Here is a 17,016-nt window from a genome sequence, read left to right on the forward strand (position 1 = left end):
GGAGCGACAACACATGGCAACTGAATTCCAACTCAACGGCCAGGCCGTGGCCGTGGACATCGAGGGGGATACCCCCCTGCTTTGGGCCCTGCGGGATGACCTGGACCTGACCGGCACCAAGTACGGCTGCGGCATCGGCATGTGTGGTGCCTGCACGGTGCTGGTCAATGGCCGCGCCACCCGGTCCTGCATCACCCCGGTGGAATCCGTGGCCAATGCCACCGTCACCACCATCGAGGGACTGGCGCCAGACGGCCAGCACCCCCTGCAGAAGGCATGGGTGCAGACCCAGACGCCCCAGTGCGGCTACTGTCAGAGCGGCCAGATCATGCAGGCCGCCGCCATGCTGCGGGACTTCCCGGAGCCCACCGACGAGCAGATCAATTCGGTGATGGGGGGAAACCTCTGTCGCTGCATGGCCTACGTACGGATCCGCGAGGCCATCAAACTGGCCGCCCGGGAACTGAACGGCGGCGACACCGTCGAGGCGTCCGAGGCAGGAGGGGCCACCAATGAGTAAGTTCTACCGCTATCTCAACCGTCCCGAGGGCAGCCAGGACAACACAGACCAGGGGCTGTCCCTGAGCCGCCGCGGCTTCCTGATCGGCGCCGCCGGCGCCGGCTTCACCCTCGCCTTCTTCCGTTCCGGCCTGAGCTTTGCCCAACCGGAGGACGTGGTGCAGGCCGAAGCCTTCGAACCCACGATCTGGTACCACCTGCACCCGGATGGCCGCATTGTGGTTAATATCGCCGAGGCGGAAATGGGCCAGCACGTGGGCACCGCCCTGGCCCGTATTGTGGCCGACGAGCTGGAGGCGGACTGGTCCATGGTGGAACTGAACCATGTGGACAGCGATCCCAAGTGGGGCCTGATGGTGACCGGGGGTAGCTGGTCCGTCTGGCAGAACTTCACCCCCCTGAGCCAGGCCGGGGCCGCGGGCCGGCAGGCCCTGATCGAGGAAGGCGCCCGCCTGCTCGGCGTCAGCCCGGACCAGTGCCAGGCCCGCAACAGCCAGGTCATTGCCGGGGACCAGAGCATCAGCTATGGCGATATTGTCAGCCGGGGCGACCTCACCCGTACCTACAGTGAGGAAGAACTCAAGGAAATGCCCATCAAACCGCCCTCCCAGCGGCGGTTGATCGGCCGGGAATCCATGGCCCTGGACATCCCGGGCAAGACCGACGGCGCCAGCCGCTACGGCCTGGATGCCAAGGTGGATGGTATGGTGTACGGACGCCCGCTGATTCCGCCAACCCGCTATGGCGCGACGGTGAACAGTGTGGACGACAGCGAGGCGAAATCGGTCAAGGGCTACCGGCAGACCATCGTGCTGGAGGACCCCACCAATACCGTGCCCGGCTGGGCCGTGGTGATCGCCGATTCTTTCCACGCCGCCAACAAGGCCGCCGCGAAGGTGAAGGTGGACTGGAGCGCCGGCGACACCGCCGATGTCAGCGAGCAGGACATCCTGGACCACGGTGTGAAACTGATCGAAAACCCGGACAAGGGCTCCATCATGTTCCCGGACGAGGGCGTGGACGATGCCTTCGGCGGCGCCGCTGACGTCTTCGAACAGGACTACATCACCCACAGTGTGCTGCATTTCCAGATGGAGCCGGTGAACGCCCTGGCCTACGAGAAGGACGGCACCTGGGAGATCCACACCGGCAACCAGTGGCAGTCCCTGATCATTCCGGTGCTGGCCAAGGCCCTCGGTGTCAAGGAGAGCCAGGTGATCATGCGCACCTACATGCTCGGTGGTGGCTTTGGCCGCCGGCTGAACGGTGACTACGCGGTGCCGGCGGCGCTGGCCTCGCAGCAGCTGGGCAAGCCGGTGAAGCTGGTACTGACCCGGGAGGACGACAGCCGCTTCGATTCCCTGCGCTCGCCCTCCTATCAGCGCCTGCGGATGGCTTTTGACGGCGACGGCAACCCGGTGGGTATGGAGCACCACGCCACGGCGGGCTGGCCCACTCAGGTGATGGCCCCCTTCTTCATGCCCAAGGGAGCCAACGACGAGCCCTTCGACCCCTTCTCCATCCAGGGGGCGGCCCACTGGTATTCCGTGGGCCCGCATCGGGTCCGGGCCATCTCCAATGATCTCGCCAATGCCACCTTCCGCCCCGGCTGGCTGCGTTCCGTGGGCTCCGGCTGGGTCAATTTCGCCCTGGAGTCGTTCATGGATGAGGCCGCCCGCAAGGCGGGCCAGGACCCCATCGACTTCCGCCTGGCCTTGCTGAAGGCGGAGGGCAGGAACGCGGGGCAAGCGCCCAATTCCGTGGGCGGGGCCTCCCGCCAGGCCAATGTGCTGCGGCGGGTGCGGGCCCTCTCGGAATGGGGTCAGGAGATGCCCGAAGGCACCGGACTGGGTGTCGCCACCACCTATGGCCAGGAGCGGAATATGCCCACCTGGACCGCCTGCGTGGCGAAAGTGAACGTGGACCGGGAGACCGGACGGGTGAAGCTGGAGAAACTGACCCTGGTGACCGACGCCGGCACCGTCGTCCATCCGGATGGTGCCCGTGCCCAGGTGGAAGGGGCGGCCCTGTGGGGCGCCAGTATGGCCCTCCATGAAGGCACCCACTTCGAGAAAGGGGAACCCGTGGCCCGTAACCTCAACACCTATACCCCGATGCGGATGGGGGACGTGCCGGAACTGGAGATCGAGTTCATCGACAGCACCGAGACCGCCGTGGGCCTGGGGGAACCGGCCACCACGGTGACCGGCCCCGCCATTGCCAACGCGATCTTCGCGGCGGTCGGGGTGCGGATGCGGGAGATCCCCATCACCGCCGAGGCCGTGCGCAAGGCCCTGCAGGCCTGACGCCGGTGGTCGCCGGTAACGGCTCGCGATGTCGGCAGGCGTGTGCGGCGGCCTTTCGCGCCACGAACACCCTGCCGGCCCTGGTACTGGCGGCGGGCGCGTCCCGCCGGTTCGGTCGGGCCAAGGCCCTGGCCCGGTGGCGGAACCGGTCATTGCTGGATCACGCCATAGGCCAGGCCCGCCGGCTCAGCGCCGATGTCCGGGTGATCACGGGGTGCCGGGGGCCACTGCTGCCCCTCAGGGCCGGCCAACGCCCTTCATCATGGCTGGATACGGACGACTGGCCCCAAGGCATGTCCGCCTCCCTGAAAAGAGGCATAAATACCCTACCGTCCACGGCCCGGGGCGTGTTCGTGGTGCTGGTGGACCAGCCGCTGCTGGATCATGACGCCCTGGGGCGGCTGCGGGACGCGGCGCAACAGATGCCCGAAAAACCGTTTGCGGCAGACTATGGAGGGCGCCCGGGGGTCCCCGCCTACCTGCCACGGTGGCTATGGCCGGCGGTGCTGACCCTGGAGGGTGACCGGGGGGCGGGACGACTTCTGGAGGCCGCTGGAGCACAGCGGATTGCCATCGCCGGCGTCATGGCGGATGTGGATACCCCGGCGGATCTGGCGGCGCTCACGTAACCCGGTCGACGGTCTCAGCGCTCGCCCTGATCAGCAGTGGCCTGTTGCCCTGCCCCCGGCGATAGTCCCGGACCATTTCCGCGAGGATAGAGAGGGCAATCTCCACCGGATTGCCGGCCCCGATATCCAGCCCCACCGGTCCATGGATGCGCTCCGCTGCCTGCGGGAAGCCGTCCGCCGCCAGTTGCTCACAGCGCTGCTGGTGGGTGCGGCGGCTGCCCAGCGCCCCGAGATAGAAGGCATTGGTCGGTAGCAACTGCCTCAGCAATGCCGGCTCCCAGTCATGCTCATGGAACATCAGCACGACCGCCGTGTGCGCATCCAGCGGCGGCACCCGGACCGACGCTGGCGATGTCAGCAGGCCAGTATCCACGCCGGTACCGTCACAGGCCGACAGGGTGGCCCGGTCTGGTGCGTGGAGTGATACCTGGAGGTCGCTTTCCCGGGCCAGGCGCGCCAGAGTGTAGGCATTCGGCCCCTTGCCGTAGATCAGCAGCCGCCGGGGCGGGTAGTAGCAGCGTCGAAAACCCGTAGCGGGGCTGCCATCCCCTGGGTCGATGACCACTTGGTGAGAGCCCGGCGCCAGGGTATCCAGGGCCACCACCTGGCGTTGCCCCAGGGCAGCCTGGACGGCGGCCATGGTCCCGTCGTCCACGGTCACGTCGATATAGAGTTCCACCGAGGCGCCGCAAGGGAGTTGGATGTCCAGGTATTGCGACCCCGCCCCCAGGCGCAGGGTGCGGTTGCGCCCTTCCCCCAATGCGGCCCGGGCCTCGTCGACGATCACGCTCTCCGCGCAGCCGCCGGTCAGGTGTCCGGCATGGTCGCCATTGGCGGCCACCACCATCTGGCTCCCCGGCGGGCGGGGTGAGCCGCCCTCCGAGTTCACCAGCGTGACCAGGGCAACCGCCTGCCCCTGTGCCCGGAAGGCCAGGAAGTCCTCCACCAGGCAGTCCCAACTGCGCAGCCTGGTGGCTGTGGCAGTCTCCCTGGTCAACGCCCCACCTCGGCGTAGAGTTCCTTCTTGGACAGCTTGCCCACGGGGGTCTTGGGCAGTTCATCGCGAACCTCCAGACCGTGGATCATCTCGTGTTTACCCAGGCGCGGCTTGAGGAACGCCTTCATCTCATCGAGGGTGGGCTCCGGCTGTCCTTCCCGCAGGGTGATGTAGGCCCGTGGGCTCTGGCCCCGGTAATCGTCCGGTACGCCGATTACCGACACTTCCGCCACGGCCGGGTGCTCGTAGATGGCCTCCTCGATATTGCGCGGGTAGACGTTGTAGCCACTGCAGATGATCATATCCTTGGTGCGGTCGACGATGTAGACGAACCCCTTGTCATCCATCCAGGCCACGTCACCAGTGCGGAAATAGCCATTGGCGGTCATGGACTCGGCGGTGGCGTCGTCCCGCTTCCAGTAGCCTGTCATCACGTTGGGGCCGGCGATGCAGAGTTCGCCCCGCTCTCCCTGGGGCATTTCCCGGTCACTGCCATCCATGGCAATGATCTTCAGGTCGATACCCGGCACCGGTACCCCGCAGGCACCGTCGGGGGACGGCATGCCCTCCGGGGTGAAGGTGCCCAGGGCGGTGGTTTCCGTCATGCCCCAGCCTTCCTTGACGGAACAGCTGGCCGCCTCCTGGAACCGCTGCTGCAACTCCACGGGCAACGGGGCGCCACCGGAGTTGCAGAGTTTCAGGGAATCCAGTTGATAGTCCCCCAGCTTCGGGAAGGCCAGCAGGGCCGAGAGCATCGTGGGCACCGCCGGAAACACCGTGATCCCGTCCTTCTGGATGGTTTCCAGGGCCTGTTCCGGATCGAACTTGATGTGCTGGTACAGCGTGGCGCCGTTACGCAGGCCAAACAGCATGTTCACCACGATGGCATAGATATGGAAGGGCGGCAGCACCGCCAGTACCTTCTCCTCCCCGGGCGATACCGTGGTCTTCAGGGCCGTGCCCAGCTGATCCGCGGCGGCGGCAATGTTGCCGTGGGTCAGCATGGCCCCCTTGGGGGCGCCGGTGGTACCGCCGGTGTACTGCAGCACCGCCAGCCGGTCCAGGTCGTTGGCCTCGGCGTGTTGCTGGTAGTGGCCATCGTTATCCAGCAGGCTGGCAAAGCTCATCACCTGCTCGTCCCGGGGTACCTCCGCCAGTTCCCCGGCCTGTTCCAGTTTGCCGCGCACGGCCTCCGGCTGGCCCGAGAACTCGTCCACCGATCCCACCACCAGTTTCCGCAGGCGGGAGTTGCCCAGGAACCCGGTCATGTTGGGGAGCAGTGCTTTGAGGTCGACAGTGACCATGATATCGGTCTCGCTGTCACCGATCTTGTGCTCCAGGATGCGCTCGGCATCCAGGGGCGAATAGTTCACCACCACACCGCCGGCCCGCAGGACACCCAGGAAACAGAGTATGCCGTGGGGCGTATTGGGCAGATAGAGTCCTACATGGACGCCGGGACCAACGCCGAGTGCCTGGAACCCGGCGGCGGCCCGTGACACCAACTGGTCCAGCTCTGTATAGCTCAGGTCACGGCCCATGAAGTTGACGGCCGCCCGTTGCGGCCAACGGCCCGCGGCCTGGGCCAGCATCTGGTGGACCGACAGGCCGGTCAGTTCCGGCTGGTGGGGAATCTCGGGGGGATAGCTGGAGAACCAGGGGGCATCCGGGGCAACAACGGCTTGGTTCATGGGTACTCCTTCTTGTTCTGTTTGTTGATGACTTGGTTGTCGAAACAGGGTCTGCTCAGGCTCCGAGGGCCGTCCAGCCACCGTCGACCATCACCGTCTCACCGGTGACATAGGACGAGGCCCGGGATGCCAGGAAAATCGCGGTGCCCACCATTTCGTCAGGATCGGCCATGCGTTTCATGGGGGTACGGGCGACCACCTGTTCAGCGAAGTCCGCTCGCACATCGGTGATGGACTTCACCAGGGGCGTTTCGGTATACGCCGGCGCCAGTGAATTGACACGCACCCCGCGCTCGGCCCACTCCACCGCCAGGGTCTTGGTGAGCATGTCGACGCCACCCTTGCTCGCACAATAGGCGGACGAGCCGATCAGCCCGGTCTTGCCGGCGATGGAGGAAATGTTCACGATGCTGCCGCTGCCACGCTCAAGCATGTGCCGGCCCACCGCCTGGGCCATCAGGAACACGCCGGTCAGGTTGATGTTGATAATGGTCTGCCAGTCTTCCAGCGGCAGGTCTTCGGCGCGCCGCTTGATCGCCAGCCCGGCATTGTTGATCAGCACATCAATATGGCCGGCCTCGCGGATGGCGGTTTCCACGGCGGACGTGATCTGCCCCGGGTCACCCACATCACAGGTGACGACCCACGCCTGGACGCCTTTGCTGCGGGCCTCCCCGGCCACAACCTCGAGTTCGTCGCGGCTGCGGCTGCATAACACCAGGTCGCTGCCCGCGTCGGCCAGGCCCAGGGCAATGCTGCGGCCAATGCCACGCCCGGCACCGGTGACCAGGCTGACTTTTCCGGAAAGATCGAATAGGGACATGGTTCTACTACCTTCTATGGGGTTGTTTTTATTGAAATCCGTTAAAGGAAAGCATGCTAATCAGGAAATTGCCAGTGTCAGGGATAGTGATCGGGGAAGGTCGGCATCAGACCTCCTGGCGCGATTCCTGCTTACATCCTCCTGACACGTCATTGTTTGGCCGGTTTGTTCCGGAGGTAAAGCCACCATGTCTCTGCTGACATCATTGATCAAGGCCGGTAGCCAGTTCCAGCAGGCCACCGCCCGCAAGGCCGCTGATCCCCAGGCCGGAGCGGCAGGCAAGGCCAGCCAGGCCACGCCGACGGATACCCGCCAGGGCAATGACGACACCTTTACCCTCACCGGTGGCCAGCCCCGGAGCAAGACCGGGCGCTTGTCCGTCACCGAGTACCGGCAACAGGTCGGGCAGGATATTGCCTTCGTGCGGGAGACCCTGCGGCACAAGCTTGCCGAGTACAGCATGCAACCCACCACCCAGATTGCCGCCTCCCGGGGGAGCAACGGAGAGGTGGAAATACAGGGCCGGATGCCGGAACAGCCGCGGCAGCGTATCCAGCAGGACCTGAACAACAGCCGGGAGTTCCGGGACGCGCTCCAGCGCCTGAGCGTCAATGAACCGACACTGACCTTCGTCGACACCGCCCTGAAGCTGAACCAAGCCTATGGCACCAGCAATACCGTGCTGGATACTCTAGTCAGCGATAACCAGCAGTTCAACGGCCTGCAGGACCTGGTGCACCGCTATGACAGCATACGCCGCACCTTCTCTGGCGACTCCGGCGATACCGCATCCAGTGCCCGGGCCTACGCCTTCCGACTTAACGCCCGGGCCTGACGGGACACTACACCCGGAAAGGCTCCGGGTCGCCCTTGCCCACCCGGGTAACCTCCGGTACTTCCCCGGTCATGTTCACCACGGTGGTGGGTTCCATGCCGCAGAAACCGCCATCGATGATCAGGTCCAGTTCGTGTTCCAGCACATCGCGGATGTCGTAGGGGTCGGTCATGACCTCTTCCTCCCCCGGCAGGATCAGCGTGCTGCTCATAATGGGTTCACCCAGCTCCCCCAGCAGCGCCTGCACGATGGCGTTATCCGGCACCCGCAGGCCGATGGTACGCCGCTTCGGATGCAGCAGGCGGCGGGGGACCTCGCTGGTGGCGTCCAGGATGAAGGTGTAGGGCCCCGGGGTGAAGTTCTTCAGCAGGCGGTACTGGGTGTTGTCCACCTTGGCGTAGATGCCCACATCCGACAGGTCCCGGCACACCAGGGTGAAGTTGTGCTTGTCGTCCAGCTTGCGGATACGCTTGATGCGGTCCGCCGCCTGCTTGTCCTCCAGGCAACAGCCGATGGCATAACCGGAGTCGGTGGGGTAGACGATCACACCGCCCTTGCGGAGGATGTCCACGGCCTGGTTGATCAGCCGCTTCTGGGGTGTTTCCGGATGGATCTGGAAAAACTGACTCACGACGCCTGCTCCCGTTTGGAACCGCCCATGCAGTTGGGGGAGTCGGGAACCTGGCCGCCGGCCTGCTCCCATTCCTCCGGTGTAAACAGGTGCAGCGCCAGGGCATGGACCCCGCCCTGCATCTCCTCGGACAGGGCCTGGTAGATGGCCTGGTGGCGACGCACCCTGGACTGACCCTCAAACTGGTCCGAGATCAACGTGACCTTGAAATGGGTTTCGGAGTTCGGCGGCACGCTGTGCATATGGCTCTCGTTCTCCACCGTGAGGTGACCGCCCTCGAAACGTTCGCCCAGTTTCTGTTCGATCGACTGCTGTATCCGCATACCCGTAGTATCTCTGTTGGTGTGGTGGCTGTTGCTATCTAGTCTACACCCTGTGCCGCGTCTTGACAGGGGGAGGCCGAGGCGCCATCTTGCCTCTCCCCTGAACCGCCGGATAGTCCACGACGCCATGCACTTGTACATAGCCGAAAAACCGAGCCTGGGCCGCGCCATAGCCGACGCCCTGCCCGGCCCCGTCCAGAAGGGCCCCGGCTGGTTACGTTGTGGTGAAGGTGAGCAGGCTGTGACGGTAAGCTGGTGCATCGGCCACCTGCTGGAACCGGCGGAGCCGGCCAGCTACGATCCACGCTGGAAATCCTGGCGAATGGACGACCTGCCTGTGTTTCCGGAGCGCTGGCGACTGATGCCACGGGACAGTGTCACCAAACAGTTGGGCGTACTGGAGAGCCTGATCCGCAAGGCGCAGGTGATCTACCATGCCGGCGACCCGGACCGGGAAGGGCAATTGCTGGTGGACGAGGTGTTGCGGTATTTCGGCGTCCAGTGCCCCGTGCACCGGGTACTGATCAACGACCTCAACCGGGATGCGGTGAGCCGGGCCCTGGCCAGCCCGAGGGACAACCGGGACTTCCGGCGCCTGTCCCACTCCGCCCTGGCACGGCAGCGGGCCGACTGGCTCTATGGCATCAACCTGACCCGTTACTACACCCTGAGCTACCAGCAACAGGGGGCGGACGGCGTCTACTCCGTGGGTCGGGTACAGACACCCGTGCTGGGACTGGTGGTCCACCGTGACGACACCATTGCCGATTTCGAGCCCAGACCCTGGTATCGCCTCACCATTACCGCGCAACCCGTCGATGACGATGGCGACCAGTCCTTCGAGGCCCGGTGGCTGCCCTCGGAGACGGTGCGCGACCATCTGGACGACGAGGACCGGCTGCTCAGCCGCGACATCGCCGAGGATATAGCCAGGGCGGTACAGGGCCGACCCGGCCGCATTACCGCCGCCCGTTTCCGGGACCGCCCGGAGGCCCCGCCCCTGCCATTGTCACTGTCCGCCCTGCAGATCGAGGCGGGCAAGGCCTTTGGCATGGGCGCCAAGGACGTGCTGGATACCGCCCAGAACCTCTACGAGAAACACCAGCTGATCACCTACCCCCGGTCCGACAGCCGCTACCTGCCCGAAGGGCACCTGGCTCAGGCCGCCGGCGTTGTCCGGGCCATCGGCCGGGTGGACGACAGCCTGGCACCAGCCACCGACAGCCTCGACCTGCAACGCCGCACCCGGGCCTGGAACGATAAAAAGGTGGATGCCCACCACGCCATCATCCCCACACTGCGGGCACGACCGGCGGGCCGGCTGACACCGGCGGAACAGAACGTCTACAACCTGGTGGCCCGTTACTACCTGATGCAGTTCATGGCGGACGCCATCCACCGGGAGGGTCGGTTGGAACTGGCCATCGGCGAACACCGGTTCCGGGCCACGGAAACCGCCCTGCTGGAAGCCGGCTGGAAGACCCTGGAGCCCAAACAACGTCAGTCCGCCACACCGGACGGCCCACCGAAGAAGCCCCTGCCACGGCTGGAAACCGGCGATGACGTCACCTGCACCGACACCTCGGTGAAGGAACGCATGACCCAGCCCCCCCAGCATTTCACGGATGCCACGCTGCTGGCCGCCATGACCAACATCGCCCGCTTTGTCAGTGACCCGGAGCTGCGCAAGACCCTGCGGGAAACCGACGGACTGGGCACGGAGGCCACCCGGGCCGCCATTATCGAAACCCTCTTCCGGCGGGACTACCTGTACCGGGAAGGCCGACACATCCGGGCTGCCGGGAAGGGACGCAGCCTGATACATGCCCTGCCGGAAGCCATCAGCCAGCCGGACATGACCGCCCTCTGGGAAGCCACCCTGGAGGAGATCCGGGCCGGCAAGGGCGACCCCCGCCAGTTCCTGGATCAGCTCAAGGGGCAGATCACCGGCTTCATACGACAGCCGGCCGCCACCGCCGGTGCGGCCTCACATCGGCAATCCACCGATGCGCCCGCTGACTCGGACGCCATCCACTGCCCCAAGTGCCGGGCACCCATGCGCATCCGCGAGGGCAAGTACGGCCGGTTCCATGCCTGTACCCGCTTCCCGGACTGCAACGGCACCCGGCCCATCGACGACACCGCCCCGCAGGACGGTACCAGTCAGCGACCATGGCCCTGCCCCGCCTGCTATGCGCCCCTGGTCCGCAGAAAAAGCCATCGCGGCTGGTTCTGGGGCTGCAGTAATTTCCCTTCCTGCCGACAAACAGTCAATGACGACAATGGTTCGCCAGCCTCGCTCCAGCGACCGCCGGCCAGGTCATAGCGACCTTACGTAACGCTACATAATGACACTGACTCGTCATTAAATATTTGACACAATATGGCGTGTTAAACAGCCGTTTGAGTAACGCCCGGATGCCCATCATCACCCGGTGCCGGTGAAACTTGCGTTTTCAGGAGACAAATCATGCGCATAGCCCTGCTGGAAGACGAACATGAACAGGCTCAGCATGTGCAGCAGATTCTGGCGGATCAGGGTCACCCCTGTGACAGCTTCCCCACGGGGCAGTCATTCCTGAGTGCCGTGCTTCACCGCAGCTATGACCTGATGATACTGGACTGGCAGATTCCCGACATGACCGGCCTGGATGTGCTGCGGGACGTACGCGCGCAGTTGAACTGGCCGGTACCGGTGCTGTTCCTCACCCAGCGTGACAGCGAGCAGGACATCGTCCAGGCCCTGGATGCCGGTGCCGATGACTACCTGGCCAAACCCGCACGGCCGGCGGAACTGAATGCCCGTATCAACGCCCTGGCCCGCCGCTCCAACCCGGACACGGATAAGGAAGAGCTGGTCTACGGCCCCTTCGTGATCAACACCAGCCGACGCACCATCACCCTGCGCGGCGAACTGCTGACGCTGACCGACAAGGACTTTGACCTGACCCTGTTCCTGTTCCAGAACCAGGGCCGGCTGCTCACCCGCGAGATGCTGCTGGAACGTGTCTGGGGCCTGACCCGGGACATCAACACCCGGACCGTGGATACCCATATGAGTCGCCTGCGTCGGCGCCTGGGCCTGAACCCGGAAAACGGTTTCCGGATCAAGACCATCTATCAACGGGGCTACCGGCTTGAGTCCATGGCCGACGCCACCGTTGCTGAGGAAACCACTTCCGCCTGATGACCCGGGACCGCCACTTGCCATCATTCGTTTCCATGACACGCCGACACCGGTTGTCCCCGGTGCGCCTGACCCTGGCCCTGCTGCTGGTGGCCGGCCTGTTGCCGGCCCCGTCGCTGGCGGAGCTGACCATCGCCAGGGGCTCCGGGTCGTCCGGCGTCGGTCTGTCCCAGCCCGTGGGTGATCCCTCCGACTGGACCTATACGCTCAAATCCGGCGAATCCTTCGGACAGGTGGCCCGGGAACTGCTGAAATCGTCCGCCTCCGCGGACCGCCTGGCCAGCTACAATGGCCTCCGCTCACCGTCCACCATCAGTGCCGGCGACCAGATCCGGATTCCGGTGGCCTGGCTCAAGCAACAGCCCGAGCCCGCCCGGGTTCAGGGTGTCAGCGGTCATGCCCGGATCCGGTCCGCCGGTACCGGCACCGTTCGACGGCTGACCGACGGCCAACAGATCCTGGCCGGTGATACCGTGGTCACCCACGATGGCATGGTCACCGTCGAGCTTGCCGATGGCTCCACCATCCGCATCAATCCCGGCAGCTCGGTGGTGTTCAACCGCCTCACCCGCTATGGCCGCACCGGCATGACCGACACCCGGGTGCGCCTGGAGCGGGGCGGCGTGAGCAATCGCATCAAGCCGATGATCGAGGAAGGCGCCCGCTTCGAGATCGAAACCCCATCGGCCATTGCCGCCGTGCGGGGAACCGCCTTCGCCCTGCAGGCGGATGGCAATGGCAGTCACCTGCAGGTGACCGAGGGCCGCGTTGCCTTCGGCCCGCCCGACGACATCCGCGAGATCCCGGCGGGCTATGGCGCATCGGTGAATCGCAGCACCCCCAAGGAGCTGCGGATACTCCGCCTGCCGCCAGCCCCGAAACCCCAGCCATTGCCGGAAACCATCAGCAACATGCCCACGGAGCTGGCGTGGCAGTCCACCGGCGCCGGTCGATACCGGGTGGATATCCTGGACGAGAACACCGGGCACTGGGTCCGCCGGGAACAGACCGGCAACACTCGCGTCAACCTCGGCGGCCTGGCCAACGGCAAGTACCAGGTACAGGTGGCGTCACTCATGGAAGATGGCACCAGCGGGATGCCCGCCAGTGTCGCCTTCCAGGTGGACCTGGCGGCCAGGGCCGCGGAACTGCTGGAACCGGCGGACAAGGCCGAGGTGGACAACGATCAACCCCGCTTCCGGTGGCGTTACCAGGGGGACAGCGAGAAAGCCCGGGTGGAAATCGCCAACGACAGCAGCTTTACTGACGTGGTAGCCAGCAGCGACTGGGGCGGGGAGGAATCGGCAACCCCGAACAAGTCCCTGAAGCCGGGGCAATACCATTGGCGGGTGGTCACCGAGGCCGGTGGTAATTCCGTCGCCACCAGTGAGACCCGGACGCTGACCGTCAACGGCACCCTGCCGCCGGTCAGGGTGATCAGTGCCAACTACATTGATCGCCAGGTACGGGTATTCTGGGAAAGCAATGAGGACGCTTCCGGTTACCTCCTGCAGTTGTCGGAAGACCCCTCGTTCGAGGACGTGATCAAGGAGGCCACGGTGGACAATACCACGGCCGCCTTGCGACTGATCCCCGGCAGACGGTACTTTGTACGTCTGCGGGCGGTTACCGAAGGTCCAACTGTGGGTCGGTGGGGCCCGGGTAGAGAATTATATGTAGAATAATGGTACTGTCAGCCTTTTGACTTCAAGGCGGTCAGCACTGAATCCACCACGTACCATAGCAGGGCCCATGACGAGGGATTGGTTTTCCACCGGACATTCAGCCTGGACGCTGGCCCTGCCCCTCATCGGCCTCCTGCTGCTGCTTCAGTTCACCACCCTGCCGCAACGTCTCGATAACTGGCTGTACGACACACTGATCACCACCTGGTCCCCGGAAGCTCCCGAGGACGTGGTGATTGTTGCCATCGACGAGAAAAGCCTGTCCGCCATCGGCCCCTGGCCATGGCCACGCTCGGTACATGCCAGCCTGATCGACAACCTGGCGGAGGCCGGTGCCGAGCGCATCGTACTGGATATCCTGTTTACGGAACCGGCCATGGATGATCAGGTCCTGGCGGAGGCCATGCGCTCCCACGGCCGGGTGATCCTGCCGCTCTATGTGGCCCCCAGCAGCCAGGATGACCTGTTCCGCGAGCAACTGCCCACGCCGCGACTGGCCGGTGCCGCCTTTGCCATTGGCCACGCCCATGTGGAGCTGGACTCCGACGGCATTGCCCGGGGTCTCTACCTCTACAACGGCCTGGGCAACGAACTCTGGCCAGCCATGGCCCTGGCCACCAGCAGCAACTCCCCCTCAGTGGCACCGGTATCGCCCGATGGGCTGGATGCCCCCGCCTACGTCAACGTCCGCCGGGATTTCCGCCGGGTCCCCCTAGCCGGCCGCAGCGGTGCCTATACCACCTATTCCTACAGCGATCTGCTGGTCAACCCGCCGCCGTCCGGCTGGCTGGACGGAAAAACCGTGCTGGTTGGCGCCACCGCCGCGGGTTTTGGCGATGTGCTGCCCACGCCCTTCTCCGGTCTGGCCCAACCCATGTCGGGGGTGGAATTCCATGCCAACGTACTGGCCGCCATCGAGAACCACGGCCTGATTCGTCAGGTATCGCCACTGTGGTCCGTGGGGCTCGCCCTGTTCAGCGGACTGGTGATCGTGCTGGTACTGCCCCGACTGCGCCCCAGCCGGACCTTCGGGTTTTCCGGCCTGCTGTTCGTGCTGGTGCTGGGCACTGCGGTGTTTACCCTGCTGTACCTGGATACCTGGGTGCCGGTGGCCAATGCTCTGCTGGTTCCGGTGATTGCGTTTCCACTATGGAGCGCCCGCCGGCTGTCACTGGCCAACCGGTTCCTCAACCAGCAGATCGATCAACTGGAGCGTGGCAACCTGCTGCACCTGCCGCCACCCTGGAGCCGCAGCCCGCACCAGATCCTGGCCAACCTTCGCGAACTGGTGACACCGGAAGGCTGGCTGTTGATGGAAGACGACACCATCCTGGTCCGGGAGAACCTGTCCAACGACGAGCTGCCGGTGTGGCCACGACGCCCAGGATTCTGGCTGCATGACCATGGCGTCAGCCGAACCACCCTGACCCGCGGCGACCACCGGTACCGACTTGCCCTGAAGCTACCATCAGGCCTGGCCGGTGCCGCCGCCGAACGCTACCTCGGGCGCCTGGAGCTACAGCAACCCCATGACCATCAGCCGGTGGCCGTGGTGCGGGAGAACCTGTCCACCCGCATCAACCGGGCCCAACAGGCCACCCAGAAGCTGAACCATATCCAGAGTTTTATCTGGCGCAGCTTCGAGCACATGCCGGACGGCATTGTGGTCACCGACCCGCTGGGGCTGATCCTGTTCGCCAATGGGCACGTGCCACAATGGTTCAACGAGCCGCAGCCCAGCCTGCAGGGCATGTCCCTGGCAACGCTGCTTCAGGGCCACGACCCACGATCACCGGGCTGGTCGGAGACCGTGGCCGACACCCTGACCCAGCAACAGAGCCGCACCGTGGACCTGCGCCTGCACGGGCGGGATTTCCTGATCCACTTTGCACCTTTCCTGCTGCCGGACAGTAACCAGAATGGCGTGATTGCCAACATCGCGGATATTTCGGAACTGCGGGAACAGCAGCGCCAGCACCGGGAAGCCATCGACTTTATCTCCCACGACGTGCGCTCACCGCTGGTCTCCCAACTGGCGCTGATCGAACAGCTCAAGCGCCGCCCCGGTGAAGTCCAGACAGAACAGCTGGAACAGCTCCGCAAGCTGGCCCGGCGCAGCTATCACCTGGCGGAGGAATTCGTACAGCTTGCCCGGGCCGAGCAGCTCACGGAAACCCGTTTCTATGACTGCGAATTCCTTGCCATCGTGGAAAATGCCCGGGACAGCGTCAGCGAACAGGCCCTGCAGAAGAACATCAAGCTGGTACTACTGGGCAGTGACGATCTCTGGCTCCGGGGCAATGCGGAGCTGCTGGAGCGGGCGGTGATCAATCTGCTGACCAATGCCGTGCAGTACTCAGAGCCCGGCACGGCGGTTACCATGCAGGTATTCCGCGCCGGCCATCAGGCCTGCCTGACGGTCACGGATGAAGGCCCGGGCATTGCCGCCTCGGAACTCCCCACCCTGTTCGATCGCTTCCAGCGGCAGAAAAGCAGCGAACTGGCCGGCAAGCACGGCGTCGGCCTGGGCCTGTCGTTCGTCAGCGTCGTGGTGGAGAAACACAAGGGGGAGATCAATGTGGAATCAAAAGAGGGTGAAGGTTCCGCCTTCACCCTGAAGCTGCCAGTCACGGCCCACCCCGGGGAGCCCGAGCACTAACCCGGAACCTGGTATTCAGATGGTCCGGGAAACGGGGGCACTGGGCAGGCTGATCAGCCCGTTGACGTCCTTCGTCTGCACCGCGAAGTACCAGGTACCCGACGCAAGCCCCTTGATGTCATAGGCGCACTGCGGCGATGAACACCCGTCGACGATTGCCTGCTGGTCCAGATTGTCCGGATCACGCCCATAGCGAACAATATAGGCATCGATATCGTAGAGGCTGATCTGCTCGCCATTGATGCGCTGGCCAGGCGCCTGCCAACTCAGCGAAACGGTCTGCCCCCGCACGGTGGACCCTTCCGCTGAATTGCTAGAGGACGACCCGCTGCCGGATCCACCACAGCCAGTCAACAAGGCCGCGAATACGACGGCGGCAATCCCTGCCCGTGATTTTTCAGTAGCGTGACACTGCATCAATGATGACTCCCGGCACATACGATTTAATAGAATTTTACAAAACTACAGGGGGTCAACTCTGTGCGCAAGATCTGTTTTATGAACGTAAGTTGTAGTTTTCGTAAGGAAAATTGTTAAACTCTGAAAACTTACGTAACAGCATGCAGTTACGACGTGTCGTGAAGTTTTCCAGGCATGGGGCCGCCACATTACGCGTAGCATTAGGCGTCATTCAGGAAAGGTACGGAGAGAAATATGGTGGGTGGTGCAGGGATCGAACCTGCGACCCTCGCCTTGTAAGGGCGATGCTCTCCCAGCTGAGCTAACCACCC

General features: G+C 64.6%; 14 protein-coding genes and 1 tRNA gene. 8 read left to right on the forward strand and 7 right to left on the reverse strand.

What is annotated here, in order from left to right; all coding sequences use genetic code 11:
• Positions 1-13 precede the first annotated feature (13 nt).
• The 3 genes from RO069_RS13805 to RO069_RS13815 are packed head-to-tail and all read left to right on the forward strand — an operon-like array spanning position 14 to position 3,454.
• Positions 14-520: a (2Fe-2S)-binding protein gene (locus tag RO069_RS13805; protein WP_328188308.1), complete on the forward strand. Its 507-nt coding sequence runs from the start codon at positions 14-16 to the stop codon at positions 518-520.
• Entirely contained in the window at positions 513-2,825 is a 2,313-nt protein-coding gene (locus RO069_RS13810; RefSeq protein ID WP_328188309.1) for a xanthine dehydrogenase family protein molybdopterin-binding subunit, read from the forward strand. Before RO069_RS13805 ends, RO069_RS13810 begins: the two co-directional genes overlap by 8 nt.
• Positions 2,826-2,830: 5 nt before the next feature.
• Positions 2,831-3,454 carry a nucleotidyltransferase family protein gene (locus RO069_RS13815; RefSeq protein WP_328188310.1) on the forward strand — a complete coding sequence of 208 codons (624 nt, stop codon included), beginning with the start codon at positions 2,831-2,833 and terminating at the stop codon, positions 3,452-3,454.
• Here RO069_RS13815 and RO069_RS13820 read toward each other — a convergent pair.
• From RO069_RS13820 to RO069_RS13830, 3 genes are read right to left on the reverse strand one after another with little or no spacing between them, the layout of a single operon-like run.
• On the reverse strand, positions 3,447-4,451 hold the full coding sequence (locus RO069_RS13820; RefSeq protein WP_328188311.1) for an XdhC family protein: 1,005 nt from the start codon (positions 4,449-4,451) through the stop codon (positions 3,447-3,449). The genes RO069_RS13815 and RO069_RS13820 overlap by 8 nt on opposite strands.
• On the reverse strand, positions 4,448-6,142 hold the full coding sequence (locus RO069_RS13825; RefSeq protein ID WP_328188312.1) for an AMP-binding protein: 1,695 nt from the start codon (positions 6,140-6,142) through the stop codon (positions 4,448-4,450). The genes RO069_RS13820 and RO069_RS13825 overlap by 4 nt, the downstream gene beginning before the upstream one ends.
• Before the next feature lie 55 nt (positions 6,143-6,197).
• Positions 6,198-6,965, reverse strand: a complete 768-nt coding sequence (locus RO069_RS13830) for an SDR family NAD(P)-dependent oxidoreductase (RefSeq protein ID WP_328188313.1) — start codon at positions 6,963-6,965, stop codon at positions 6,198-6,200.
• A gap of 187 nt (positions 6,966-7,152) precedes the next feature.
• On the opposite strand from RO069_RS13830, the gene RO069_RS13835 reads away from it, so the two are divergent.
• On the forward strand, positions 7,153-7,800 hold the full coding sequence (locus RO069_RS13835) for a hypothetical protein (RefSeq protein WP_328188315.1): 648 nt from the start codon (positions 7,153-7,155) through the stop codon (positions 7,798-7,800).
• Positions 7,801-7,807: 7 nt separating this feature from the next.
• Here the strand turns inward: RO069_RS13835 and RO069_RS13840 are convergent, their stop codons facing one another.
• Complete coding sequence (locus tag RO069_RS13840) at positions 7,808-8,431, reverse strand: L-threonylcarbamoyladenylate synthase (RefSeq protein WP_328188317.1); 624 nt, start codon at positions 8,429-8,431, stop codon at positions 7,808-7,810.
• Positions 8,428-8,754 (reverse strand): BolA family protein, encoded by a 327-nt coding sequence (locus RO069_RS13845; RefSeq protein WP_328188319.1) that lies wholly within the window; start codon positions 8,752-8,754, stop codon positions 8,428-8,430. Before RO069_RS13845 ends, RO069_RS13840 begins: the two co-directional genes overlap by 4 nt.
• Positions 8,755-8,881: 127 nt before the next feature.
• Here RO069_RS13845 and RO069_RS13850 point away from each other — a divergent pair, with 127 nt between their 5' ends.
• The 4 genes from RO069_RS13850 (at position 8,882) to RO069_RS13865 (ending at position 16,285) form a co-directional block, all read left to right on the forward strand.
• On the forward strand, positions 8,882-11,080 hold the full coding sequence (locus tag RO069_RS13850) for a DNA topoisomerase III (RefSeq protein WP_328188321.1): 2,199 nt from the start codon (positions 8,882-8,884) through the stop codon (positions 11,078-11,080).
• A 144-nt stretch (positions 11,081-11,224) separates the two neighbouring features.
• Positions 11,225-11,941 (forward strand): response regulator transcription factor, encoded by a 717-nt coding sequence (locus RO069_RS13855; RefSeq protein WP_328188323.1) that lies wholly within the window; start codon positions 11,225-11,227, stop codon positions 11,939-11,941.
• Between the two features lie 17 nt (positions 11,942-11,958).
• A complete protein-coding gene (locus RO069_RS13860) occupies positions 11,959-13,626 on the forward strand; it encodes a FecR domain-containing protein (protein ID WP_328188325.1) in 1,668 nt (555 codons plus the stop codon).
• A 67-nt stretch (positions 13,627-13,693) separates the two neighbouring features.
• Positions 13,694-16,285 carry a CHASE2 domain-containing protein gene (locus RO069_RS13865; protein WP_328188327.1) on the forward strand — a complete coding sequence of 864 codons (2,592 nt, stop codon included), beginning with the start codon at positions 13,694-13,696 and terminating at the stop codon, positions 16,283-16,285.
• A 15-nt stretch (positions 16,286-16,300) separates the two neighbouring features.
• Here RO069_RS13865 and RO069_RS13870 read toward each other — a convergent pair whose 3' ends face one another.
• Both RO069_RS13870 and RO069_RS13875 read right to left on the reverse strand, forming a co-directional pair.
• Complete coding sequence (locus RO069_RS13870; protein WP_328188328.1) at positions 16,301-16,576, reverse strand: fibronectin type III domain-containing protein; 276 nt, start codon at positions 16,574-16,576, stop codon at positions 16,301-16,303.
• A 364-nt stretch (positions 16,577-16,940) separates the two neighbouring features.
• A tRNA-Val gene (locus tag RO069_RS13875) sits at positions 16,941-17,016 on the reverse strand.

Origin of the sequence: Marinobacter sp. OP 3.4 (assembly GCF_036224885.1) — a bacterium.
In the GTDB taxonomy this organism is placed as follows: Bacteria; Pseudomonadota; Gammaproteobacteria; order Pseudomonadales; family Oleiphilaceae; genus Marinobacter.